Source organism: Streptomyces sp. NPDC050264 (assembly GCF_040655895.1).
Classification (GTDB): domain Bacteria; phylum Actinomycetota; class Actinomycetes; order Streptomycetales; family Streptomycetaceae; genus Streptomyces.
Genome location: NZ_JBFAKV010000052.1, coordinates 1 through 23045, shown reverse-complemented (window position 1 = coordinate 23045; position 23045 = coordinate 1). Strand labels below are relative to the sequence as shown.

Sequence of the window (23045 nt, the reverse complement as noted above, 5' to 3'; positions counted from 1 at the left end):
CCGCGCAGCTGGGCCGCATCCACGCCGAGGCCGTCAACTCCCTTGCCGAGCACGGCAAGACGTCCGAGCCGGGCGTCGACACGTGGGAGGCCACGAACCTGCTGTGCGTGGCCCGCGTCCTGGTCGCCGCCGCCCGCCGCCGCGAGGAGACGCGCGGCTGCCACTGGCGCGAGGACCACGCCGACCGCGACGACACGAACTGGCGCCGCCACATCGTCGTAGGACTCAATCCGGACCGGACCCTGGCCACGCGCACCACACAGACCGCAGACTTTCCGGCAACGAACCTTCAGGAGCAGTGACCGACGTGAGCGCCACCCCCGACCTCCCTCTGGCAGACGCCGACAGCGCGGGCTGCGGTGACAACTGCGGCTGTTCGCAGGCCTCCCCCGAGGACGCCATGGAGTGCGGTCTCGACCCGTCGCTCGCCCAGCTCCTGCTCGACGCGGGCCTGGACCCGGTCGAGATCGAGGACATCGCCCACATGGCGATCGCCGAGGACCTGGCCGGCGGCGTCGACGTGACGACCGTCGCGACGATCCCCGAAGAGGCCGTCGCCACCGCGGACTTCACCGCCCGCGAGGACGGCGTCGTGGCGGGCCTGCGCGTCGCCGAGGCGCTCATCTCCGTAGTGGCCGCCGACGAGTTCGAGGTCGAGCGGCACGCCGAGGACGGCGACCGCGTGAGCGCCGGACAGAAGCTCCTGTCCGTCACCACCCGCACCCGCGACCTGCTCACCGCCGAGCGCAGTGCGCTCAACCTCCTGTGCCGCCTCTCGGGCATCGCGACGGCCACGCGCGCGTGGGCGGACGCCCTGGAGGGCACGAAGACGCAGGTCCGCGACACCCGCAAGACGACCCCGGGCCTGCGCTCCCTGGAGAAGTACGCGGTCCGCGCGGGCGGCGGCGTCAACCACCGCATGTCCCTGTCGGACGCCGCGCTGGTCAAGGACAACCACGTGGTCGCCGCGGGCGGCGTCGCCCAGGCCTTCCAGGCGGTACGCGACCGGTTCCCCGGCCTGCCGATCGAGGTCGAGGTCGACACGCTGCACCAGCTGCGCGAGGTCCTGGACGCGGGCGCCGACCTGATCCTGCTGGACAACCTCACGCCCGTCGAGACCGAGGAGGCCGTCGCGATCACGGCCGGCCGCGCGCTCCTGGAGTCCTCGGGCCGCCTGACGCTGGAGAACGCGGCGACGTACGCGAAGACCGGCGTCGACTTCCTCGCCGTCGGCGCCCTCACCCACTCCTCGCCGATCCTGGACATCGGCCTCGACCTGCGCGAAGCGGAGTGACGCGGCCGCCATGCTGTTGACCATCGACGTAGGCAACACCCACACCGTCCTCGGCCTGTTCGACGGCGAGGAGATCGTCGAGCACTGGCGCATCTCCACGGACGCGCGCAGAACCGCCGACGAACTCGCCGTCCTGCTCCAGGGCCTGATGGGCATGCACCCGCTGCTCGGCGACGAGCTCGGCGACGGCATCGACGGCATCGCCATCTGCTCGACCGTCCCCTCGGTCCTGCACGAACTGCGCGAGGTCACCCGCCGCTACTACGGCGACGTCCCCGCCGTCCTGGTCGAGCCCGGCATCAAGACCGGTGTCCCGATCCTCATGGACAACCCCAAGGAGGTCGGCGCCGACCGCATCATCAACGCGGTCGCGGCCGTCGAGCTCTACGGCGGCCCGGCGATCGTCGTGGACTTCGGTACGGCGACCACGTTCGACGCCGTCTCCGCGCGCGGCGAGTACGCGGGCGGTGTGATCGCCCCCGGCATCGAGATCTCCGTGGAGGCGCTCGGCGTACGCGGCGCGCAGCTCCGCAAGATCGAACTGGCCCGGCCGCGCAGCGTCATCGGCAAGAACACGGTCGAGGCCATGCAGTCGGGCATCGTCTACGGGTTCGCGGGCCAGGTCGACGGGGTCGTGCAGCGGATGGCCAAGGAACTGGCGGCCGACCCGGACGACGTCACCGTCATCGCGACGGGCGGGCTCGCGCCGATCATCCTCGGCGAGGCCTCGGTCATCGACGAGCACGAGCCGTGGCTGACCCTGATCGGCCTGCGGCTGGTGTACGAGCGCAACGTGTCCCGGCTCTAAAGCGTGTTGCACAAGGCTGTGTTCGGGCAGGTCAGGGCCCGTGAACGCGGTTCTAGGGTCTGTCTTCAAACCCCCCTCTGCCCGGCGTCGCCCGGCACGCACTCTCGCCGCACCGGGCGCAAAGCCGAGTACGCCCAGTACGCCCAGTACGAGGCCCTGCACCCGGCACGCCGAGAGCACGCACCGAACGCCGCCGGGCCGCCCTCCGGGCGACGAGGGGAGTTTGAAGGCAGGCCCTGGAACGGCTGCGGAACCGTTCCCGAACCGATCCGGAACTCCAGCCACGCCGCGAATTGCCGGTTAAGCCGATTTTGTCGGTAATGACACGTATCGTCCTTTCATGCCCACGCCCTACGGAAACCGCGGCGGCCTGGCGTTCGGTGCAGAAGAGCTGCGTGTGCTCCGACGCGCCCTCGCCCTGGCCCTCCATCCCAGCCCCGCCTCGGACACGGACGTCCGGGACTGTCTCCGACTCGCGGAATCGGTCGACGAGGCCGCGCGGGAGAGCGCCCGCATGCGGGCCTTCCTCTTCGCCGACCTCGACCGGTACCGGGCCGCGCTGCCCGGTACCCTCACCGGCTATCTGAGCCTCCTCCAGGACGCCCTGGCGGCAGGCCACCAGCCCGGCGCCGACGATCTCGCGGCGCTGCGCGCCCTGCGCGGCAATCCCACCGCGGCGGCCCTGCTCGAGCGCTGCCGCGCCCTCGCCGAACAGGGCGTACGGGACAGGCTGGAAGCGCGCCACCGCCGCCGCGTCCCGGCCTCCCGCTCGCACCTGCTCGCACTGCCCGGCGGACTGTCGGGCGCCGAGCGGCAGCCCGCGAGGCCCGCCCCCGGCACCCCGCCGAAACCCATGCCCACCCCGGCGGAGGTCTTCCCGCCCAAGCGCCGCCCCGTTCAGCCCGCGGCCCCGCCGCAACAGTTGGCCGCGGGCTAGCTACTCTGGAGACATGGAATACGTCTCCGCGCTCGTGCCCCCGGTAGTGATGGCTGTGTTCTTCATCGGCCTGATCGTGACGATCGTGAAGTCGCAGGGCGGCGACAAGAAGGCCAAGGAGGACGCGGCCGTCGACGCCGCCCTCGCGCGTGCCGACGCCGCCCGTCAGAACGGCGTGCACGAAGCCGGCGCCTGACCGATCCGCGACGTGAAGAGGGGCGCCCACTGGGCGCCCCTTTTGCCATTGATTGAAGCCGTTCGCCACGTCCGGCGTTGAATTACCGACTTCTCCCACTATTGTGCTGCTCGTGCCGCGCCCCTTGGGAGAACTCGAAGACGCAGTGATGACACGGGTGTGGAAGTGGAACCGCCCGGTGACGGTGAGGGAAGTCCTGGAGGACCTCCAGCAGGAACGGTCCATCGCGTACACGACGGTCATGACCGTATTGGACAATCTCCATCAGAAGGGCTGGGTCCGCCGTGAGGCGGAAGGCCGGGCCTATCGATATGAGGCCGTCTCCACCCGGGCCGCCTACTCGGCCGCACTGATGAACGAGGCGTGGGGACAGAGCGACAACCCAGCCGCCGCGCTCGTCGCCTTCTTCGGCATGATGTCGTCCCAGCAGCGCGAAGCGCTCAGGGATGCCATGCGCATCGTTCAGCCGGAAGTGCCGTCCGAAGTACCGGCCGAAGTGCCCACCGAAGTACAGGCCGAAGTCGTGTCCGAAGTCCCGTCAGGACCCGGGGAAGCGGACAGGGAGCCCGGGCGATAGCGTCCGCTCATGCCAGCAGAGCCCCCTGAAGTCTCCACAAGCTCCGATTCGACAGCTAAAGCAGTCACCGTCCGCAGGGCCAGGACCGCCGATGTACCGGCGGTGCGCCGACTGCTCGACGCGTACAGCCGACAGGGGATCCTGCTCGACAAAGCGACGGTGACGCTTTACGAGGACATCCAGGAGTTCTGGGTCGCGGAACGTGACGACAACGCGGAGGTCGTCGGTTGCGGCGCCCTGCACGTCATGTGGGAAGACCTCGCGGAAGTCCGCACTCTCGCGGTGAATCCACAGGTCAAGGGCGTCGGCGTAGGTCATCTGGTGCTGGACAAGCTGCTGCAGACCGCACGCTGGCTCGGTGTTCGCCGGGTTTTCTGTCTCACCTTCGAAGTCGAGTTCTTCGTCAAGCACGGCTTCGTGGAGATCGGGGAGACGCCCGTCGATACGGTTGACACCGATGTCTACAGCGAGCTGCTGCGTTCCTATGACGAGGGCGTAGCGGAGTTCCTCGGTCTCGAACGAGTGAAACCGAACACCTTGGGCAACAGCCGGATGCTTCTGCATCTGTGATCGTCCCGGAGAGTATTCCGGCAACGTCCCGCACGCGGTTCCCTATGTCCGAAACGCGCATGTTTTCGGCCCGGCCGGGCAGCGTACAACTCCGAGATCTCTCCTGGATCTCAGCCAGGGGTTTGTGTTTTCCTCGCAAAAGCGGTTTGCTTTCCGACGTACTGCAGTACTGCATATAACAAGGGGACGGCGAAACAGCGACCTCGGTCGCGGAGGGTCGGCCCTTCAGATATCGATGAAAGGAAATCCGGTGGCACAGAAGGTTCAGGTCCTTCTTGTCGATGACCTCGACGGCGGCGAGGCGGACGAGACCGTGACGTTCGCGCTCGATGGCAAGACGTACGAGATCGACCTCACCACCGCCAACGCGGACAAGCTCCGTGGCCTCCTCGACGCGTACGTCAAGGGCGGCCGGCGCACCGGTGGCCGTGCCGCGGGCGGCCGGGGCAAGGCGCGCGCCGCTTCCGGTGGTAACCAGGACACCGCGCAGATCCGCGCCTGGGCCAAGGAGAACGGCCACGACGTGAACGACCGCGGCCGTGTTCCCCAGGCGATCCGCGAGGCCTACGAGAAGGCCAACGGCTGAGAATTCGGCGCTGCCGATGTGCGGCGCAGCCGGGCCCGGTGGCAGTGGGTCGCCGCCGTGTCCACGAGACGTACGAGATCGGGGGCGCCCCCACCGCCCCCCACGACCGACCAGGTCGAGACGGCCGTCAGGGTCGTCAGAGCCGGCAGCACCGGTTCCACCTCGCGTCCGGGCTCGGGGGGCCGCACCCACACCGCGGCCTCCTGCGAGCCCGTCCACCCCGGGGGCGTCGGCGCGTCGATGAACCCGTCCGCCCCGACGGCGACGAGGTCCAGGGGCAGTGCGCCCCACTCCAGCCAGTCGAGCAGGCCCGGCAGCTCGTCCGCGCTGCCCGGGCCGACCAGCAGCCGCATCGTTTCGCCCCGTACGGCCACCGGCGACCGGGGATCGAGTCTGCGCAGCATCGCGAAGCCGGCGTCGGCCGGCAGTTCCAGGACGTCGAACCGCAGCCCGGTGCGCAGCCGGACGCCCTCGGGGCCACTCGTAGCGGCCCAGCCGAGCTCGTCCTCGTACCACTGCCGGACCGCATCGGATCCGGCCACCTCGAGCGGGCGCCGGGGCGCGGGGACGGCGGTGCCGGAGGCAGGTGTGTGGGCGACCATGCCGGGAGCAACCGCGAGGACCACCCCGGGGTTACGCGCTGTGGCACTGTGGAAGCTCAGCGTGGCCGAAAAGGGGGCGTGCGGAGGTGTTGAGTGGCGCAAGGGTGTTCGCCCGTAGCGGAGGGAACCGGCGCGCGCCGCATGGAGTGTCAGTCCTTGCGGGTAAGACATCCCTAGTGGGAGGGGCGACACGTGCTCGCCGGGCATCTCGCGTTCGCCATCGGCGTAGTGATGGTGAGGGTATCTGCCTGGCCTGCGGGAACATCGTCTCGCACCATCGGTGTTGGAGCAGTTGTCGGCGTTCGGGGGCAGGAGGCCTTGAGCGGGTGTCGGCAGTTGGAATGAGCGGTCCCCGCTTGCGGGACTAAGCTGCGGAAGGACAGGGAGGGGACCGACCCCTTTACTGCCTGACCGCTCTGAGGAGCGATTAACGATGTTCGAGAGGTTCACCGACCGCGCGCGGCGGGTTGTCGTCCTGGCTCAGGAAGAAGCCCGGATGCTCAACCACAACTACATCGGCACCGAGCACATCCTCCTGGGCTTGATCCACGAGGGCGAGGGTGTCGCCGCTAAGGCCCTGGAGAGCCTCGGGATTTCGCTCGAGGCGGTCCGCCAGCAGGTGGAGGAGATCATCGGGCAGGGCCAGCAGGCTCCGTCCGGGCACATCCCCTTCACCCCCCGTGCCAAGAAGGTCCTGGAGCTGTCGCTCCGCGAGGCCCTTCAGCTGGGCCACAACTACATCGGCACGGAGCACATCCTGCTCGGCCTGATCCGCGAGGGCGAGGGCGTCGCCGCCCAGGTCCTCGTCAAGCTGGGCGCAGACCTCAACCGGGTGCGGCAGCAGGTCATCCAGCTGCTCTCCGGTTACCAGGGCAAGGAGACCGCCACTGCCGGCGGTCCTGCGGAGGGCACGCCTTCCACGTCCCTGGTGCTCGACCAGTTCGGCCGCAACCTGACGCAGGCCGCTCGTGAGTCCAAGCTCGACCCGGTCATCGGGCGCGAGAAGGAGATCGAGCGCGTCATGCAGGTGCTGTCGCGCCGCACCAAGAACAACCCGGTCCTGATCGGTGAGCCCGGCGTCGGCAAGACCGCCGTCGTCGAGGGCCTCGCCCAGGCCATCGTCAAGGGCGAGGTGCCCGAGACCCTCAAGGACAAGCACCTCTACACCCTCGACCTGGGTGCGCTGGTCGCCGGTTCCCGCTACCGCGGTGACTTCGAGGAGCGCCTCAAGAAGGTGCTCAAGGAGATCCGCACCCGCGGCGACATCATCCTGTTCATCGACGAGCTGCACACGCTGGTCGGTGCGGGTGCCGCGGAAGGCGCCATCGACGCCGCTTCGATCCTGAAGCCGATGCTGGCCCGCGGTGAGCTCCAGACCATCGGTGCCACCACGCTCGACGAGTACCGCAAGCACCTGGAGAAGGACGCGGCCCTCGAGCGCCGCTTCCAGCCGATCCAGGTCGCGGAGCCGTCGCTGCCGCACACCATCGAGATCCTCAAGGGTCTGCGCGACCGCTACGAGGCCCACCACCGTGTCTCGATCACGGACGAGGCCCTCGTGCAGGCGGCCACGCTCGCCGACCGGTACATCTCGGACCGCTTCCTGCCGGACAAGGCGATCGACCTGATCGACGAGGCCGGCTCCCGGATGCGCATCCGCCGGATGACCGCGCCGCCGGACCTCCGCGAGTTCGACGAGAAGATCGCGGGCGTGCGTCGCGACAAGGAGTCGGCGATCGACTCCCAGGACTTCGAGAAGGCGGCTTCTCTCCGCGACAAGGAGAAGCAGCTGCTCGCCGCGAAGGCCAAGCGCGAGAAGGAGTGGAAGGCCGGCGACATGGATGTCGTGGCCGAGGTGGACGGCGAGCTGATCGCCGAGGTCCTCGCGACCGCCACCGGCATTCCGGTCTTCAAGCTGACCGAGGAGGAGTCCTCGCGTCTGCTGCGCATGGAGGACGAGCTCCACAAGCGGGTCATCGGCCAGAAGGACGCCGTCAAGGCGCTCTCGAAGGCGATCCGTCGTACGCGTGCCGGTCTGAAGGACCCGAAGCGTCCCGGTGGTTCGTTCATCTTCGCCGGCCCGTCCGGTGTCGGTAAGACCGAGCTGTCCAAGGCGCTCGCCGAGTTCCTCTTCGGTGACGAGGACGCGCTGATCTCCCTCGACATGTCGGAGTTCAGCGAGAAGCACACGGTCTCGCGTCTCTTCGGTTCGCCCCCCGGTTACGTGGGCTACGAAGAGGGCGGTCAGCTGACCGAGAAGGTGCGCCGCAAGCCGTTCTCCGTCGTCCTCTTCGACGAGGTGGAGAAGGCCCACCCGGACATCTTCAACTCGCTGCTGCAGATCCTGGAGGACGGTCGCCTGACCGACTCCCAGGGCCGCGTCGTGGACTTCAAGAACACGGTCATCATCATGACGACCAACCTTGGAACCCGTGACATCTCCAAGGGCTTCAACCTGGGCTTCGCCGCCACGGGTGACACGAAGTCCAACTACGAGCGCATGAAGAACAAGGTCTCGGACGAGCTCAAGCAGCACTTCCGCCCCGAGTTCCTCAACCGTGTCGACGACGTCGTCGTCTTCCCGCAGCTCACGCAGGACGACATCCTGCAGATCGTCGACCTGATGGTCGGCAAGGTGGACGAGCGCCTCAAGGACCGCGACATGGGCCTCGAGCTCTCGCAGTCCGCGAAGGAGCTCCTCTCCAAGAAGGGTTACGACCCGGTGCTGGGCGCGCGTCCGCTGCGTCGCACGATCCAGCGCGAGGTCGAGGACACGCTCTCGGAGAAGATCCTCTTCGGTGAGCTGCGTCCGGGCCACATCGTGGTCGTCGACACGGAGGGCGAGGGTGAGGCCAAGACCTTCACCTTCCGCGGCGAGGAGAAGTCGCCGCTGCCCGACGTCCCGCCGATCGAGGACGCGGCCGCGGGCGGTTCCGCCGGGCCGAATCTGAGCAAGGAGGCGTAGCCCTTACCGGGTGAGCCTGTGAGGGGCCGCCCCGGGCCGGTGTTCAACACCGGCCCGGGGCGGCCCCTTCGTCATGCCTGCCAGGCGGGGCGCGGAGTGAGCACCAGCCGGATGCGGGAGGGCAGATCCTCCGCCGAGCGGACGGCACCGGCATCCGTCACGTACAAGGTCTCCAGCCGGCGGCACTCGGCCAGCGGTGCCAGGTCGATCTCGGCGGCGCCGGTCACCGTGAGCGTCCGCAGAGCGGGGAAGGTGAGCGGGACGGCCCCGGTGTCGACGGCGCCCTGGTGGCCGATGAGGTGGAGGGTGGTCACCTGGTCCAGTACGACGCCCTGGGATGCCATGGAGGCCAGTTCGAAGCGGCTGAGCATCACGTAGGCCAGATTCCGCAGCCGCGCCAGCACGTCCCAGTCCTCCGGGAGCAGCAGGGAGTCGATGTCCAGGCCGACCAGCTCAAGGCGGGGGAAGTCGAGGAGGGGCGCCAGGCCGAGCACGTTCGTGGGAGGGAACAGGGTCGTCAGGGGAGCGTCCCGGGAGATGTCGGTGAGGTCCAGGGCCCCCGGCACCGATCGAAGGTTCAGGTAGGCCAGCGCGGTGAGGGTGCGCAGGGGGCCCAGGTCGTCGAGGAGTGGCGCCTCGCCGATGAAGAGGTGCTCCAGGGGCAGCCCGCGCAGCGGCTCCAGGGAGGCGACGCCCCGGCACCGGTAGAGCGTCAGATCGCGCAGGCCGGGGATGCGCGCGAGGAATTCCAGATCGTCGAGGGTCTCGTTCGAGGCCATGCGCAGCCGTCGGACCGGCAGGGCCGTCAGGTGCTCCTCGAGGCAGTCGGCGGAGAAGTCGCCGACGCAGTCCAGGTCGGTGTAGCCACCCAGGCGGCGCAACGCGGTCAGCTGGGCTTCGTTGTGTGCGGTGACGGAGACGCGGGGCTTGTCGCGCAGGTGGGCGATGACCGTGTCGGCGTACATCTTCGTGTCGAACTTGCCCCAGAACTGCCCGAGTTGGAAGCCGACGCCGGGCAGCTCGCTGTCCCGGTACTTCACCAAGGTGGGCAGCGCCGCTTCCCCGCCGATGAGGCCGGCGGCCTGGACGACGTACTGGCCGTGTTCCGGTTCGTCCAGTTCGGCCGGGCCCGGCAGCAGGCCCAGGCCGATCGGGCCGAGTTCGGCCAGCGCCTGGGATTCGCGGGAGTTGTGCGGCGGGATCAGTTCCGCCGCCCGCTTCTCGACCTTCTCCCGCACCTGCGGATCGAGCTTCGTGGCGTGCTCCAGACAGGCCATGGCGAGCAGCCGCAGCCGCTTGCGGCGCTGCGGTTCCGCGTCGCCGCGCTCGGTGAGGCCCCGGAGCAGACGCGCCCGTTCGTCGGGGCGTGCCTGGGCGACGGCCATCCGCAGGACGTCCTCCCACTGGTCGAGGTGGGCGTGGCGGACGAGCAGGTCGAAGTCGCGTTCCTCCACGGCGGCCCGCGCGCCGAGGTAGTCCTGGAACGTGCGGTGGATGAACTCGATCGAACCGGCGGCGGGTTCGCGCAGCAGACCGGAGCGGACGAGCAGATGGCGCAGGACGGTGTCGGCGCCGCCCTGCCCGGCGACGTGCGGCATGGCCGGGAGCAGCCGCGCCAGCTGGCCGACGGCGTCGTCGCGGTCCATCTCGGAGCGGCCGTTGCGGATCAGCCAGTAGGCGAGCTTCTGCAGGAGTTCGGTCTGGGACTCCTCGTCGAGGTCGAGGCCCGCGCCCGCCATGTCCCGTTCGCGGTCCCGGCGTTCCAGCAGCATGGAGAGCGCGGCGTCGTAGAGGGCTTTGCGGCCGCGCGGCAGAAAGCCCCGGCGCTCGCGGTGCAGGGCGCAGATGAGCGCGCACATGAGGGGGTTGGTGGCGAGGGCGCCCAGATCCTGCTTGGTGCGGAGCGCGTCCAGCAGGGCCGCGCCGAGCGCCGGGTCCGCGCCCGCCGCCTCGTGCCAGCGCGCGACGAAGACTGCGGTGTTCTCTCGGCGCATCGGGGCGAGCGTCAGGTCGGTGAAGTCCTCGCTGCCCAGCCAGTCGTTGCGTACGGCGGAAGGTCGGGAGGTGACCAGGCAGAGGTTGTCCGGGTAGGCGGACAGGAGGTCGGTGAGCCAGGCGCGGGCGCGGGGGCGTTCCCCCTCCGGGATCTCGTCGATGCCGTCGATCAGGAGGAGGGCGCGCCCCGCCGCCAGTACGCGGTCCGCCCAGCGGGACGGCTGGGCGCCGGTCAGGGGCGAGCCGACGGCGCGCAGGAAGTCGGCGGGCGGGGGGAGCGCGGCGCCCTTGCGGGTCAGCGTGCGCAGCGGCAGGACGAAGGGGACGCGGCCGATGAGGTGGGCCAGCTCACCGCTGAGCCGGCTCTGCCGGGCCGTGGCCACCGCGAGCCACTGCACGAGCGTGGTCTTGCCGGAGCCCGCGACGCCGCGCAGCAGGACCCGGGCATGGCCGGAGAGGGCTTGTTCGACGGGCTGGGAGAGGGGCTGGGTCCAGCGCTCCTCCTCCCACGGCGTGCCGGTGAGGGTGCGTTCCGGCTGGTGAGCCGCCTGCAGGCTGAGGTACGCCGTGTCGAGCGGCCACTGCCGGCTCTGATCGAGGTCGATGCCGTAGATGGTGAGGCTGCTGTGCTTCCTGGCGATGTGGGAGGCGTACCGGGCCTCGAACCCGGCGTCGTCGGCGGACTGCGAACCCAGCCGCTCGATCAGGATGTCCGTGCGGTCGATCAGCTCGCGCAGCCGTCTGCTCTGCTCGACGAGGGTGCGGGCCACGAAGGGGGAGCGCTGCGTGAAGAAGTGCAGGATGTTGACGCAGGCGCTGTCCAGCAGGCGGTTGTACAGGGCCGTCGCGTCCTGGCTGAGGAGGCGCACCAGGCGGTCGCCGCCCGCCTGCTCGTGCAGCCGCGCGGCGAGCTCGGCGTGGCCGAGGTCCACGGCCTGCACGTCGTCGAGATCCAGGTCACCGAGGGCGTAGAGGGTCAGTTCGAGGGCGTCGGCGACCGCGTCCGACTCGTCCGGCACGAGCCGCTGCTCCGTGCGCCGGACCAGTTCGCGGACGAGCCGGCGCAGCTCCCTGGCGCCCAGCGTGCGCTGCTCGCCCCGGAAGGTGACCAGCGCGGACAGGCGCACCGGCCGCTCGGTGAGGGCCGCGCCGGGGCCGGGCGGCACGAACAGCCTGCGTACGAGGGGTGTGACGGCACTCGACGCGACACGGACCCCCACCGTTCCCGGATCGACCATGGATCGAGGGTACGGGGCAACACGGTTGGCTGGGGCGGGAGTTGAGGTCAGGGGCGGGGCGGATGCCACCGGACGGGTGCGCGGCGGGATGGGGTCGGGTCCACGGCTGGATCGGGGTCCTGGAGGGTTGCCCCGATCACACTCGGCAGCGGTTGAATCTTGTACCTCGGTGACATGACGCACAGGCGAATTGTCCGGTACTACCGGAAATAGTGGAGCGTTGACCCAGAGGGGAGGCTGTTACAGGCTCGACGGCTTCTGGTGAATTGTCCGATTTAAAGATGTGGAGGGCGGCACGGCCGTGCGAGGCCTGGACATGCGCCCTTGAAGTGGGGTTAAACCATGGATCAGAGGATAAATCCGGCATTCGCCGCCCCCGGCGTGAGAGGTGTCAAGAGGTCCCGGTCACCGGCCGGACGTACGAGGCCACGTAGTAGATCGGGGTTTTGAGTCCGGGCCGGGGCCGGGGTTACCAAGGGATGGCCGACCCGGTGACACGAGGACGTGTGCCGGGTCCCTTCTTGCCCGTAAGGGGCCGTACAGGCCCCGGAGGGCGACCGGACCCGAATGTCCCCGAAGCTCGAAGAGGTCTCCCGCATGTCGAAGCGCACCATGTCCCACCGTCCCGGTACGTCGATCCTCCGCAAGCGCGCCGCCGTCGTGGCCGCCGGATTCGGAATGTCGGCCGCACTGGGCACCGGGGCCGCGTTCGCCGCCGACTCCGCCCAGGGCGCGCTGCCGGGCGTCTCCGGCGCGTCCATCCAGGCGCAGGCCACCGCCCAGGCGAAGGCCGCCACCAACGCCCACCAGGCCGCCGCCAAGAAGGCCGCCTCCTGGATCGACCCGGTCAAGAACTACAAGCTCTCCGCGGGCTACGCCCAGGGCGGCGGCATGTGGGCCTCCGGCAAGCACTCCGGCCAGGACTTCGCCGTGCCGATCGGCACGAACGTGATGGCCGTGCACGGCGGCACCGTCGTCAAGACCGGCGGCAACGGCGCCGGCGACGGCCCCGCCTACGGCAACGCCGTAGTGATCAAGCACGCCAACGGCACGTACTCGCAGTACGCGCACCTCTCCCAGGTCGACGTCCACGTCGGCCAGACCGTGTCCACGGGCCAGCACATCGCGAAGTCCGGCAACACCGGCAACAGCAGCGGCCCGCATCTGCACTTCGAGATCCGTACGACGCCGAACTACGGCTCCGCGGTGAACCCCGTCGCCTTCATGAACGGCAAGGGCGTGCACGTCTGATCCACCGGGAGCTCAGCTCTCGTGGGCCTGGGTGACCAGGTCCGTGGCGACCTCGAGGATGGCCTTGCGCTTCTCCTCGAGGTCGCCTTCGACGTCCTTGAGGACGAACATCCCCGCATGCATGGAGAACAGGGCGCTGAAGCAGCGCACCCGGTTGGTCATGGTGACGTTCTCGGGCAGCAGGTGATCGAGAAGGCCCTTCATCCGCTCCTTGAAGTCCTCGCCGATGGTCAGCTCGCGCATCGTCGCCTGGTTCTCCTGCATGAAGCGGAAGAGCGGGGCCGCGTTGGTCAGCGCGACGCCGTAGCGGGTGAGGATCTCGCGCTTGGTCTCCAGAGTCGGCGGCTGCTCCCTCGCCCAGGCGATCAGCTCGTCGATCGGTGTCATCAGGTCGTCGAAGAGGCTGACGACGATGTCTTCCTTGGTCTTGAAGTGGTAGTAGAGCGCGGCCTTGGTGACGCCCAGGCGCTCGGAGATCTCCCGGAGAGAGGTCTTCTCGTACCCTTGCTCGGCGATGAGTTCGAGGGCCACGTCCTGAATGCGCTGGCGGGTGTCCCCGCGCCGTTGCTGCGGCTTGCTGCTGCCCGTGACCATCGCGTGCCTCTCGTGCTCCTTGAAGTTCTCTTGGGAGAAACTTACTTGACGCCCGGCTAGTTGGCGTTCTACCTTCACCATTGTAGGTAACTAGCCGGGCGTCAAGTAAGTCCCGGAATCTCATCCGTTCTGGGGGAGCTGGGGATCATGGAGAAAGCAGCGATACAGGAAAAAGAGCAGGTGAAGCAGCCACGTAGCGTGCGCGTGGTGCTGTTGGCGCTGATGATCGCCATGTTGCTCGCCATGCTCGACAACATGATCGTCGGCACCGCGATGCCGACGATCGTCGGCGAGCTCGGCGGACTCGCGCACCTGTCATGGGTGGTCACCGCCTATACGCTCGCCACCGCCGCCTCCACTCCCATCTGGGGCAAGGTCGGCGACATGTACGGCAGGAAGGGCGCCTTCCTGACCTCCATCGTGATCTTCCTGATCGGCTCCGCGCTCAGCGGCATGGCCCAGGACATGAACCAGCTCATCGGCTTCCGCGCCATCCAGGGCCTCGGCGCCGGCGGTCTGATGGTCGGCGTCATGGCGATCATCGGCGACCTGATCCCGCCCCGCGAGCGCGGCAAGTACCAGGGCATGATGGCCGGCGTCATGGCGCTCGCCATGATCGGCGGACCGCTGGTCGGCGGCACCATCACCGACCACCTCGGCTGGCGCTGGGCCTTCTACATCAACCTGCCCATCGGCGCCGTCGCACTGGCCATGATCACCGTCGTGCTGCACCTGCCGAAGAAGCGCTCCTCGGGGAAGATCGACTATCTGGGCGCGGCCCTGCTCACCGTCGGCATCACCTCGATCGTGCTGGTCACCACCTGGGGCGGCTCCCAGTACGCCTGGACCTCCGCGGTGATCATGGAGCTCACCGGCATCGGTGTAGCGGCGCTCGTCGGGTTCGTCTTCTCCCAGACCAAGGCCGCGGAACCGATCCTTCCGCTGCACATCTTCCGCAGCCGCAACTTCACGCTGATGTCCCTGATCGGCTTCATCACCGGCTTCGTGATGTTCGGCGCGGTCCTCTTCCTCCCGCTGTACCAGCAGGCCGTACAGGGCGCGTCCGCGACCAACTCCGGTCTGCTGCTGCTCCCGATGCTGCTGTCGATGATGGTCGTCTCGCTCTTCGCGGGCCGGGTCACCACGAACACCGGCAAGTACAAGGTCTTCCCGATCGTCGGCAGCGTGCTGATGGTGGCCGGACTGTTCCTGCTCTCGCAGATGGACACGGAGACCTCGCGGTTCACCTCCGGCGTCTACATGGCCGTGCTCGGCGCCGGTATGGGCTGCCTGATGCAGATCACGATGCTGGTCGCGCAGAACAGCGTGGAGATGAAGGACATGGGCGTCGCATCCTCGTCCACCACGCTCTTCCGCACCCTGGGCTCGTCGTTCGGTGTCGCCATCATGGGCGCGCTGTTCAACAACAAGGTGCAGGACATCATGGCCCAGAAGGCCGGGGCGCTCGGCGGGAAGATCACCGAGCAGTCGGCGCAGCTCGACGCGGCGAGCCTGGCGAAGCTGCCGGCGCCGGCCCGCGAGGCCTACCAGTTCGCCGTCTCGTCCGGTGCGCACTCCGCGTTCCTGCTGGGTTCGATCGTGGCGATCGGCGCGCTGATCGCGGCCTGGTTCGTGAAGGAGGTCGCGCTGCGCGGTGCCGGTCCGCAGGAGCCGGCCGACGACAAGCCGGCCGAGGGCGGTGCGGCTGGGGACGCCGCGCGGGGCGGCAAGGCGGTCGCAGAGTCCGTCTGAGCGGACCGCTCCCCTATCCACCCTCGGCTCCTCCGGCCCCGGCGCTTCGGCGTCGGGGCCGTTGCCTTTTCCGTACGAGCTTGTACGCCTTTTCCGTACGAGCTCGTATGAGCCCCTACGAGTAAGCGCTCACGCCCCTTGCGCATCGGTGAGGCGGCGCCGGTGGCCCGGGGCCTCGGCCACGACCGATGCGGCGAGGAGCACGGCGGGCGCCGCCAGGGTCGCCACCGTCAGCGGGCCGGCCAGGGGCAGCAGACGGAGGGTGGCCGCGGCCGCCCCGGGCCGGATCAGGACCACGGGCTCCCGGAGGCCCGTGAAGGATGCCCGGACGAGGGCCGTCGAGGTGAGGAACACGGCTGTGCCGCCCAGCACACAGGCGGCCGGCGGCGGGTTCGGGTGGGGCGCGGCGGTGGCCACCGCCGCCCCGACCGCGCCGCCCGTGACGGCCGGGGCCAGTTGGATCGGCAGGTGCCCGAAGACGTAGAAGTGCATGTGACGGCCGCCGGAGGCCAGCTGCTCGTGGGCGCAGGGGCGGGTGCTCGACGCGCTGAAGTACGACCACTAAAACCTGGCCGTGAGGCCGAACGCGGCGGCCCCGCTCAGCGCCGCCATGGGGGCCGTGTGCGCTTCGGCGAGACCGTTGGTGGAGCCCGGCACGCTCTCGCCGAGGACGATGATCGTGAACAGGCGGAACCGCTCGTGCAGGTGCTCCGCGTCGCTCGGACTGTCGCTCAGCCGGTGCCCGCCGAGCAGCGGCAGGGCCGGCTCCGCCGCCATGGCGAGGCCCCCCGTGACGTAGCGGGCCGGGCCGTCGGGGGCGAGAGCGGCCGTCAGCCAGACGATCGCCGTGAGCGCCGAGCCCGGTCACGTACACCGTCGCGATGCGGCGCAGCCCGCAGATCCCGGAGGCAGAGCGCGGCGATGCCCGCGCGGGCGCACAGGTAGGAGATGACGAAGCCGGTGCCGGCGCCCCGGGAGCGGCCGACGCCGCCGAGGTGGACGGCTGTCCCCGTGACGGCGGCGAGCCCGGCCGCGGTGAGCAGGCGCTGGACCGTCAGGTCGCGGTCCGCGCGGTTGGCGCGGACCGCGTACAGGAGCCGGGTCCGCCACGCGGGACGAACCGGGCCGCCGTGGCGGCGATGGAGGCCGTGTGCGGATGACTGCCGATCCGATGGGTGGCCTGGCCGACCGCAGCCACGAACACGAGCTCGCCGAAGAGCTCGAACCAGGTGGCGCGGCGCGGCAACTCCCCTACAGGTGCGGGCTGTTGAGGAGCATCCGCGGCGGGGCGGGATATGGTCATGGGCGCGAGAGCAGCCCGGAGATCCCCCGCTCAGCGGCCCGTCGCGAGGTTTGCCCCACCGGTGCAGTCCAGGACCAGTCCGGTGATGAAGCCGTTTGTGGCAAGGGAGTTGATGGCCGCCGCCACGTCCTCGGGGGTGCCGACGCGGCCCACGGGGGTCGTCGCCGCGAGCCCCGCGAACAACTGCTCGCGCTGCTCTGCCGGTACGCGGTCCCACCAGGGGGTGTCGATGACCCCGGGGGAGACGGCGTTGATCCGGCGCGGGGCGAGCTCGACGGCGAGCGGGGGCACCATCGATTCGAGCGCGCCGTTGATCGCGGCCAGGCCCGAGGTGCCGGGGAAGGCGGCGCGGGCCGACGCGGCCGTGATGAAGGTGACCGAGGCGTGCTCGGTCAGGTGCGCCAACGACGCCTGCAGGATGCGCAGTTGAGGCCAGAACTTGGCGTCGAATCCGTGCGCGAGGTCGGCCAGGTCCAGATCGGCGAAGGGGCCGCTGCCCGCCGCGCCGCTGACCGCGATGACCAGGTGGTCGATCGGGGCGGTGGTGGCGAAGAAGGCGTCGATGTCCGTCTGATCGGTGGCGTCCATGCGGTACGTGGAGGTCTTGCCGCCGATCCGGGCGGCCGCCTCGTCGAGCTTCGTCCGGTCGCGGCCGGTGATCGTCACTTCGTCGCCGCCCCGGGCGAACAGCGCGGCCGTGGCCTCGCCGATGCCGGAGCTGCCGCCCATGACGACGGTGTGGGTGGGGGTGCTGGAGGGTGTCGCAGAAGTCATGGTGACCCTGTCCTCGGTTCCCGGAAGCTTCTTGAGTGGAAGCGCGTCTTCCTGAGTTGTTGACGAGACCGTCGGTCTCGGTAAAGTAAGTGTTGCCGAGACCGATAGTCTCGTCAAGGGGTTTCCGGAAGCCGACGGCGACCGAGAAGAATGCGGCCGGGAACGCGGAGAAGAAGAGAAGGCAGGAAGAGGCGATGGCGATGAACAGTGCCGACCGGGCCCACACCGGGCGCCGCCGCAACGAGGAGGCACGCAGGGCCGTGCTCGACGCGGCCCTGCGGCTGCTCGCGGACGCCGACGGGGCGCCCGTCGGCGTGGACGCCATCGCGCGGGAGGCGGGAGTCGGCAAGCAGACGCTCTACCGGTGGTGGCCGTCGAAGGGCGCGGTCCTGCTCGACGCGCTGACCGACCGCGCCGCGCAGGACGTGCCGGACCCCGGCTCCGGGTCGCTGCGCGAGGAGCTGAGGGCGGTGGTCGCCGCCACGTTCGAAGGGGCGCAGGCGACGCCGGTCGGCCCCGCCCTGCGCACGCTGGCACGGGAAGCCGCCCGTGACCCTCATCTCGCCGACCTGATGCGGGAGTTCACCGAAGCGCGCAGGACGGCGCTGCGCGAAGTGCTCGCCCGTGGAAGGGAGCGCGGCGAGCTGGCGGCGGACCGCGACCTCGACCTGATGGTGGATCAGGTCTACGGGGTCTTCTGGTACCGGTTCCTGCTCGGGCACGCCCCGCTGGGGGAACGGGAGGCGACGGAGCTGGCCGACTCCCTGGTCAGGCAGGGGAGTTGACGAGGGGCTTCTGCTTCCTGGGCACTTCCTGGTCACTTCCTGGCATCGGGCAGGCGCAGCATCGGGAAGCTGCCGGTGCTCGTCGGGGCGTGCTCGGGCAGCCACAGCACGGCGACCGCCCCCTCGGCAGTGGTGCCGGGGTCGGCCCCCGGCGGCCGCACGTTGCGGAACGTGAGGCGGGCTCCCAGGACCTTGGCCTGACCGGCCGCGATCGTCAGGCCGAGGCCGTGACCGTGGCCCGCACGGTCCGCGGCCCCGGTGCGGAAGCGGCTCGGGCCCTCCTCCAGGAGATCCTCGGGGAAGCCGGGGCCGTGGTCGCGGACCCGGATGACGCGGCCCTCGATGCTGACCTCTATGGGCGGCCGGGCGTGCTTGGACGCGTTCGCCAGGAGGTTGATCAGGATGCGCTCCAGGCGGCGCGGGTCGGTCGTCACCTCGGACTCGTGGATCACCTGCACGGAGACGCCGTCGGCGGCGCGGGCCGCGATCCGGCGCTCCACGAACTCGCCCAGCATGATGTCCTGCAGCTCGGCCCGCTCGGCCGAACTGTCGAGCCGGGCCACCTCGAGCACGTCCTCGACGAGCGTGCGCATGGCCTGCGCGCGGTCCTTCACCAGCTCGCTCGGCCGGCCCTCGGGCAGCAGCTCGGCCGCCGTGAGCAGGCCGGTGACCGGGGTGCGCAGCTCGTGCGCGATGTCCGCGGTGACCCGGCGCTCGGCCTCGAGCCGCTGCTTGAGCGCGTCGGCCATCGCGTCGACGGCCTGGGCGAGGTCGTCGGTCTCGTCCCGCACTACACCGCCGATGGCCTCCCGTACGCGGACGTCGGTCCGGCCCTGCGCGACCTCGCGGGCCGCGCCGGCCGCCTTGCGCAGGCGGCGCGAGAGCTGGCCGCCGATGAGCACACCGAGCGCGCTGCCGCCGAAGACCACCGAGATGGAGCCGATGATCAGGGCCTGGTCGAGGTCCTTCATGACGGTGGCGCTGCGGTCGGTGAAGCGGGTGTGCACCGAGAGCAGGTCTCCGTTGCCGAGCGGGACCGCGGCCCAGATGTCCGGTACGCCGTTGGACGGCTCCGAGACGAAGGTGGCGCGGCGGCCGGAGAGAGCCTTGGTGCGCAGCTCACGCGGCATATCGGAGTCGTTGACCCTGAATCCGACGGGCAGATTGCCGCCGCGTGCCTCGTACTGCCGCTGCACGAACTGGATCCGCTCGTCCTGCACATCGCGCGCGTTGTCCAGCATCGAGACACGCGCCGCGTTGTGCACCACGAGGCTGAGCGCGAGGGCGACGAGCGCGCCGACGAGCGCGATGGCGACGCTGATCTTCCACCGCACCCCGGTCCGCAGGCTGTGCCGCAGCCGTGGGGGCAGGAGGGCGCGCAGCGCGCGGGCGCCGGGTGCTGCCGGCGCGGGCGGGCCGGCAGCGCGGGGCGCAACGCCTGCCCGGGCCGAACCGGCCGGGCCGGTGGAGCCGATCGGCTCACGTGGGCGCGGAGTGTCCGCGGTCCCCCTCATCCCCCTCATATCCGCTTCCCCATCAGCCCGGTCAGGCCTTCAGTTTGTAGCCGAAGCCGCGGACCGTCTCGATGCGGTCCTGGCCGATCTTCGTACGCAGTCGCTGGACGTGGACGTCGACGACGCGGGTGTCCCCGCCCCAGCCGTAGTCCCAGACGCGCTCCAGGAGCTTGTCGCGGGAGAGGACGGTGCCGGGCGCCGAGGAGAACTCCAGGAGCAGCCGCATCTCGGTCGGCGTCAGCGCCACCGTGGCGCCGTCCTTCCTGACCTCCATGCCCTCCGTGTCGATGTCCAGGTCACCGAAGTGCAGGACGCCCCCGTCCGTGCCCGCGGACTCCTCGGCACCGCCGGAACCCCCCGTCGTCGGCCCGCCCGCGTGTCCGAAGCGGCGCAGCACGGCACGGATCCGGGCCACGAGCACGGCCCCGTCGAACGGCTTGGTCACGTAGTCGTCGGCCCCGGCCTCCAGGCCGAGCACGACGTCGATGGAGTCCGCGCGCGCGGAGAGCATGATCACCGGGACCGTCGACTCGTCACGGATCCGGCGGCACAGGGAGACCCCGTCGAGCCCCGGCACCATGACGTCGAGCAGCGCGATGTCCGGCCGGTCCGCGCGGAACGCCTCCAGCCCCGCGAGCCCGTCGGGCATGGCGGTGACCACGAAGCCGTCGCGCTCCAGGGCGAGCTGGGTGGCCTCGCGGATGACGTCGTCGTCCTCGACGAACAGCACGTGGGTCTGCTCACCCTTGCGCTCGCCCATGCGGTCTCCATCCGTTCTCTGGATCTCTGTGCCTCTGTTCAGCCGTCGGCTCGCCGGCTCAGCCATCGTCCGTGGGGGCGGGGGACGCGCCGTCCACGGCATGGCTGTAGTCGTTGTGCGTGCGGCTCTTTTGGGCGAAGCGCCCGCCGCTCCAGCGGTACGTGAGGATCTCCTCACCCGACGGAGAGGCGACCGAGTCGCCCTTCTCGTACACCTGCTTGGTGACCACCAGATCACCCCGGTCTATCTCCGCGTAGACCGGGGGCTCCTCGGCCTGGAAGACATTCTGGTACTTTCCGCCCTCGTCGCGGTACACATACGTCCCGATGCCGACGGCGTCGCCGCAGGTCATCACGTTGACCACCACATCGTTCGACGCGCCGCCCGTCAGGTTGCCGTAGCTCACGTCGACCGGGTACTCGTTCGCCACGCACGGCTTGAGGTCGCGCTTGATGTCGGTGCTGACCTTCGGGTCCGCCTTCACCAGACGCACCGCGTCCACGCTCTTCGGGCTCTTGGACGGGGAGGGAGCCGCGGAGGAGGCCGCCTCGGTGGAACCCACCGGGTCCGTCCGGGCGGGCCCCTCGTCGCGGGCGCCCGTGCCCCCGGCCGAACAGGCCGCGAGGGCCCCGAGGAAAATCCCGACGGCGGCGAGCCCGGCGATCGCCGAACTCCCTGCCCTCAGGACCCTCAGGGCCCTACGGATCCGAGAGGCACGTGTGCCTAGGCCGCGCAACGCTCCCGCTCCTCACGTTCGAGCGCGCGGGCATCCAGGTCGCGGCTCTCCAGCTCCTCACGGAGCCGGGCGAGGGCCCGGTGCAGCGTGCTCTTCACGGTTCCGGCCGACATTCCGAGCGCGGCGGCCGTCTCCTCTGTGGACATCTGCTCCCAGTGTCGCAGCACCACGACGCTCCGCTGCTTCGGTGCCAGCACCTTCATGATGTCCATCAGGAGCGCGCGGTCGGCGTGCTGCTCGGTGGAGTCGTCCACGACCGACTCGGGCAGCTGCTCGGTCGGCACCTCTTCCAGCTTCCGGGCGCGCCACCACTCGGTCCGCGTATTGATCATGACGCGTCGCAGATAGGCATCGGCAAGCCGCTTGTCCGCTATGCCGTCCCACCGCCCGTACGTCCGCACGAGCGCGGTCTGCAGCAGGTCCTGGGCGTCGACGGGGTCCGGCACCAGGCGCCGGGCGCTGCGCAGCAGGGCGTCCTGCCGCGTCCTGACGTACTCCTCGAACCCGAGCACCTCGCCGCCGTGCGCCATGATCAACCGCCTCCCGCTACCTGTTCCCCGTTGAGCCGCACCGGTCATGTGCGGTTACGTGGAAGAAGTTACGGAGGGGTTGTCACGGCGTTGTCCGTTCCAGCCTGCGACGAACGCACGGCTGTCCGTCGGTTGTGTAACGAACCTAAGGACCGCCTAAAAAGACGACCGGCTCACCCGGCCGGAAGCCGGTAGAACCCGCCCGCGAGCGGCTCCACCAGCCCGTCGTCGACGAGGCCGTCCAGAGCCCTGGCCCGCTGCACCGGCTCGTGCCACACGCGGTCGAGCGCGGCCTGCGGCACCGGGCCGACCGTGTCCCGCAACACCGCGAGCAGCTTGCCGCGCACCTGACGGTCCGTCCCCGCGTACGTCTGCCCGCGCCGCGGCGGCCCGTCGTGCGCGGGCTTGCCCGCCAGCTGCCACGAGCACATCGCCGCGATCGGGCACCGGTTGCACTCCTCGTTCTTGGCCGTGCACACGAGGGCGCCCAACTCCATGGACGCGGCCGCCCACCTGGCGGCCACCTCGTCCTCCTCGGGCAGCAGCGCGCGGGCGAGCTTGCGCTCGGCGGCGGTGGTGGCGTTCGGCGGGTACTGCACGCCGGTCACGGCGCGGGCGAGGACCCGCCGCACGTTCGTGTCGAGCACGGCGTGACGCTGCCCGTACGCGAACGAGGCGACCGCGGCCGCCGTGTACTCACCGATACCGGGCAGCGCCAGCAACTGGGCATGACCGGTCGGTACGTCGCCGCCGTGGCGTTCCGTTATGGCGACGGCGGCGCCGTGCAGCCGCAGCGCGCGGCGCGGATATCCGAGCCGGCCCCACGCGCGTACGGCTTCGCCGGGCGCGTCCTTGGCGAGGTCGGCGGGCCGGGGCCACCGGGCGAGCCACTGCTCGTACACGGGCAGGACCCGGCTCACCGGCGTCTGCTGGAGCATGAACTCGCTGACCATCACGCCCCACGAGCCCGCGTCGGGGCGGCGCCAGGGCAGGTCTCGGGCGTGGTCGTCGAACCAGTCGATGACGGGTTCGTGAAGATCGGAGCGACCGGGGACGTTCTCGGGTGTCTTCGTGAGCGCAGTCATGGCACAACCGATCCTGCCACGTCGACCGCCCGGCTCACGCCTGACCCGCGTCGATCGCCACCGCGTCCGACCGGATGCCGCACAGGTGTCCCGCCGCACCGCTTTCGCGAGGCCTGCCTACACGGTGCCCCGGCGCTGGGGGTGCCGCCTTGCCCACCCTGCCGCCCAAGGCGGCAGATTGCCCAAGTCGGGG

Annotated in this window: 21 protein-coding genes and 2 pseudogenes; 13 read left to right on the top strand and 10 right to left on the bottom strand. The window is 70.1% G+C overall.

The window, feature by feature from the left end; translation table 11 throughout:
- The 8 genes and pseudogenes from AB0J02_RS42600 to AB0J02_RS42565 form a co-directional block, all read left to right on the top strand.
- A pseudogene (locus AB0J02_RS42600) lies at positions 1-302 on the top strand (L-aspartate oxidase); the annotation flags it as partial.
- The gene (gene nadC, locus AB0J02_RS42595) at positions 299-1294 is read left to right on the top strand and encodes a carboxylating nicotinate-nucleotide diphosphorylase (RefSeq protein ID WP_363199293.1); all 996 of its coding nucleotides are present in this window, start codon (positions 299-301) and stop codon (positions 1292-1294) included. The pseudogene AB0J02_RS42600 and the gene nadC, both read left to right, overlap by 4 nt.
- A 10-nt stretch (positions 1295-1304) precedes the next feature.
- Positions 1305-2102: a type III pantothenate kinase gene (locus tag AB0J02_RS42590; RefSeq protein ID WP_363199292.1), complete on the top strand. Its 798-nt coding sequence runs from the start codon at positions 1305-1307 to the stop codon at positions 2100-2102.
- Between the two features lie 340 nt (positions 2103-2442).
- Positions 2443-3039: a hypothetical protein gene (locus tag AB0J02_RS42585; RefSeq protein ID WP_363199291.1), complete on the top strand. Its 597-nt coding sequence runs from the start codon at positions 2443-2445 to the stop codon at positions 3037-3039.
- 13 nt (positions 3040-3052) lie between these two features.
- Complete coding sequence (locus tag AB0J02_RS42580; RefSeq protein ID WP_363199290.1) at positions 3053-3235, top strand: hypothetical protein; 183 nt, start codon at positions 3053-3055, stop codon at positions 3233-3235.
- 112 nt (positions 3236-3347) lie between these two features.
- Positions 3348-3812 (top strand): BlaI/MecI/CopY family transcriptional regulator, encoded by a 465-nt coding sequence (locus AB0J02_RS42575; RefSeq protein ID WP_363199295.1) that lies wholly within the window; start codon positions 3348-3350, stop codon positions 3810-3812.
- A 9-nt stretch (positions 3813-3821) separates the two neighbouring features.
- Positions 3822-4382 (top strand): amino-acid N-acetyltransferase, encoded by a 561-nt coding sequence (locus AB0J02_RS42570; RefSeq protein WP_363199289.1) that lies wholly within the window; start codon positions 3822-3824, stop codon positions 4380-4382.
- Between the two features lie 250 nt (positions 4383-4632).
- A complete protein-coding gene (locus tag AB0J02_RS42565; RefSeq protein ID WP_363199288.1) occupies positions 4633-4968 on the top strand; it encodes an Lsr2 family protein in 336 nt (111 codons plus the stop codon).
- On the opposite strand, the gene AB0J02_RS42560 is transcribed toward AB0J02_RS42565, so the two are convergent.
- Positions 4947-5570, bottom strand: a complete 624-nt coding sequence (locus tag AB0J02_RS42560) for an SCO3374 family protein (protein ID WP_363199287.1) — start codon at positions 5568-5570, stop codon at positions 4947-4949. The two genes, AB0J02_RS42565 and AB0J02_RS42560, sit on opposite strands and share 22 nt — an antisense overlap.
- A 433-nt stretch (positions 5571-6003) precedes the next feature.
- Between AB0J02_RS42560 and AB0J02_RS42555 the strand changes: the two genes are divergently transcribed.
- The gene (locus AB0J02_RS42555; RefSeq protein WP_363199286.1) at positions 6004-8535 is read left to right on the top strand and encodes an ATP-dependent Clp protease ATP-binding subunit; all 2532 of its coding nucleotides are present in this window, start codon (positions 6004-6006) and stop codon (positions 8533-8535) included.
- A 71-nt stretch (positions 8536-8606) separates the two neighbouring features.
- Here AB0J02_RS42555 and AB0J02_RS42550 read toward each other — a convergent pair whose 3' ends face one another.
- Positions 8607-11768: an NACHT domain-containing protein gene (locus AB0J02_RS42550; protein ID WP_363199285.1), complete on the bottom strand. Its 3162-nt coding sequence runs from the start codon at positions 11766-11768 to the stop codon at positions 8607-8609.
- Between the two features lie 597 nt (positions 11769-12365).
- Here AB0J02_RS42550 and AB0J02_RS42545 point away from each other — a divergent pair.
- The gene (locus AB0J02_RS42545; RefSeq protein WP_363199284.1) at positions 12366-13019 is read left to right on the top strand and encodes a M23 family metallopeptidase; all 654 of its coding nucleotides are present in this window, start codon (positions 12366-12368) and stop codon (positions 13017-13019) included.
- Between the two features lie 12 nt (positions 13020-13031).
- Here the strand turns inward: AB0J02_RS42545 and AB0J02_RS42540 are convergent, their stop codons facing one another.
- Positions 13032-13613: a TetR/AcrR family transcriptional regulator gene (locus AB0J02_RS42540; protein ID WP_363199294.1), complete on the bottom strand. Its 582-nt coding sequence runs from the start codon at positions 13611-13613 to the stop codon at positions 13032-13034.
- A gap of 147 nt (positions 13614-13760) precedes the next feature.
- Here AB0J02_RS42540 and AB0J02_RS42535 point away from each other — a divergent pair, with 147 nt between their 5' ends.
- Positions 13761-15365, top strand: a complete 1605-nt coding sequence (locus tag AB0J02_RS42535; RefSeq protein ID WP_363199283.1) for an MDR family MFS transporter — start codon at positions 13761-13763, stop codon at positions 15363-15365.
- A gap of 129 nt (positions 15366-15494) precedes the next feature.
- Here AB0J02_RS42535 and AB0J02_RS42530 read toward each other — a convergent pair.
- Positions 15495-16214: pseudogene (locus AB0J02_RS42530) on the bottom strand (low temperature requirement protein A); the annotation flags it as partial.
- A 32-nt stretch (positions 16215-16246) separates the two neighbouring features.
- Here AB0J02_RS42530 and AB0J02_RS42525 point away from each other — a divergent pair.
- Complete coding sequence (locus AB0J02_RS42525) at positions 16247-16525, top strand: hypothetical protein (RefSeq protein WP_363199282.1); 279 nt, start codon at positions 16247-16249, stop codon at positions 16523-16525.
- A 173-nt stretch (positions 16526-16698) separates the two neighbouring features.
- On the opposite strand, the gene AB0J02_RS42520 is transcribed toward AB0J02_RS42525, so the two are convergent.
- Entirely contained in the window at positions 16699-17442 is a 744-nt protein-coding gene (locus tag AB0J02_RS42520; protein ID WP_363199281.1) for an SDR family oxidoreductase, read from the bottom strand.
- 194 nt (positions 17443-17636) lie between these two features.
- Here AB0J02_RS42520 and AB0J02_RS42515 point away from each other — a divergent pair, with 194 nt between their 5' ends.
- Positions 17637-18227 (top strand): TetR/AcrR family transcriptional regulator, encoded by a 591-nt coding sequence (locus tag AB0J02_RS42515; protein WP_363199280.1) that lies wholly within the window; start codon positions 17637-17639, stop codon positions 18225-18227.
- A 32-nt stretch (positions 18228-18259) separates the two neighbouring features.
- On the opposite strand, the gene cseC is transcribed toward AB0J02_RS42515, so the two are convergent.
- The 5 genes from cseC to AB0J02_RS42490 all read right to left on the bottom strand — a co-directional run bounded on the left by cseC (position 18260) and on the right by AB0J02_RS42490 (position 22852).
- A complete protein-coding gene (cseC, locus tag AB0J02_RS42510) occupies positions 18260-19741 on the bottom strand; it encodes a two-component system sensor histidine kinase CseC (RefSeq protein WP_363199279.1) in 1482 nt (493 codons plus the stop codon).
- A 31-nt stretch (positions 19742-19772) separates the two neighbouring features.
- Positions 19773-20501, bottom strand: coding sequence for a two-component system response regulator CseB (cseB, locus tag AB0J02_RS42505; RefSeq protein WP_363199278.1), 729 nt, complete (start codon positions 20499-20501; stop codon positions 19773-19775).
- A 58-nt stretch (positions 20502-20559) separates the two neighbouring features.
- Positions 20560-21237, bottom strand: a complete 678-nt coding sequence (locus AB0J02_RS42500; RefSeq protein WP_363199277.1) for a hypothetical protein — start codon at positions 21235-21237, stop codon at positions 20560-20562.
- Positions 21225-21767: a SigE family RNA polymerase sigma factor gene (locus AB0J02_RS42495; protein ID WP_363199276.1), complete on the bottom strand. Its 543-nt coding sequence runs from the start codon at positions 21765-21767 to the stop codon at positions 21225-21227. Before AB0J02_RS42495 ends, AB0J02_RS42500 begins: the two co-directional genes overlap by 13 nt.
- A gap of 173 nt (positions 21768-21940) precedes the next feature.
- Positions 21941-22852, bottom strand: a complete 912-nt coding sequence (locus AB0J02_RS42490) for an A/G-specific adenine glycosylase (RefSeq protein ID WP_363199275.1) — start codon at positions 22850-22852, stop codon at positions 21941-21943.
- Positions 22853-23045: the final 193 nt, after the last annotated feature.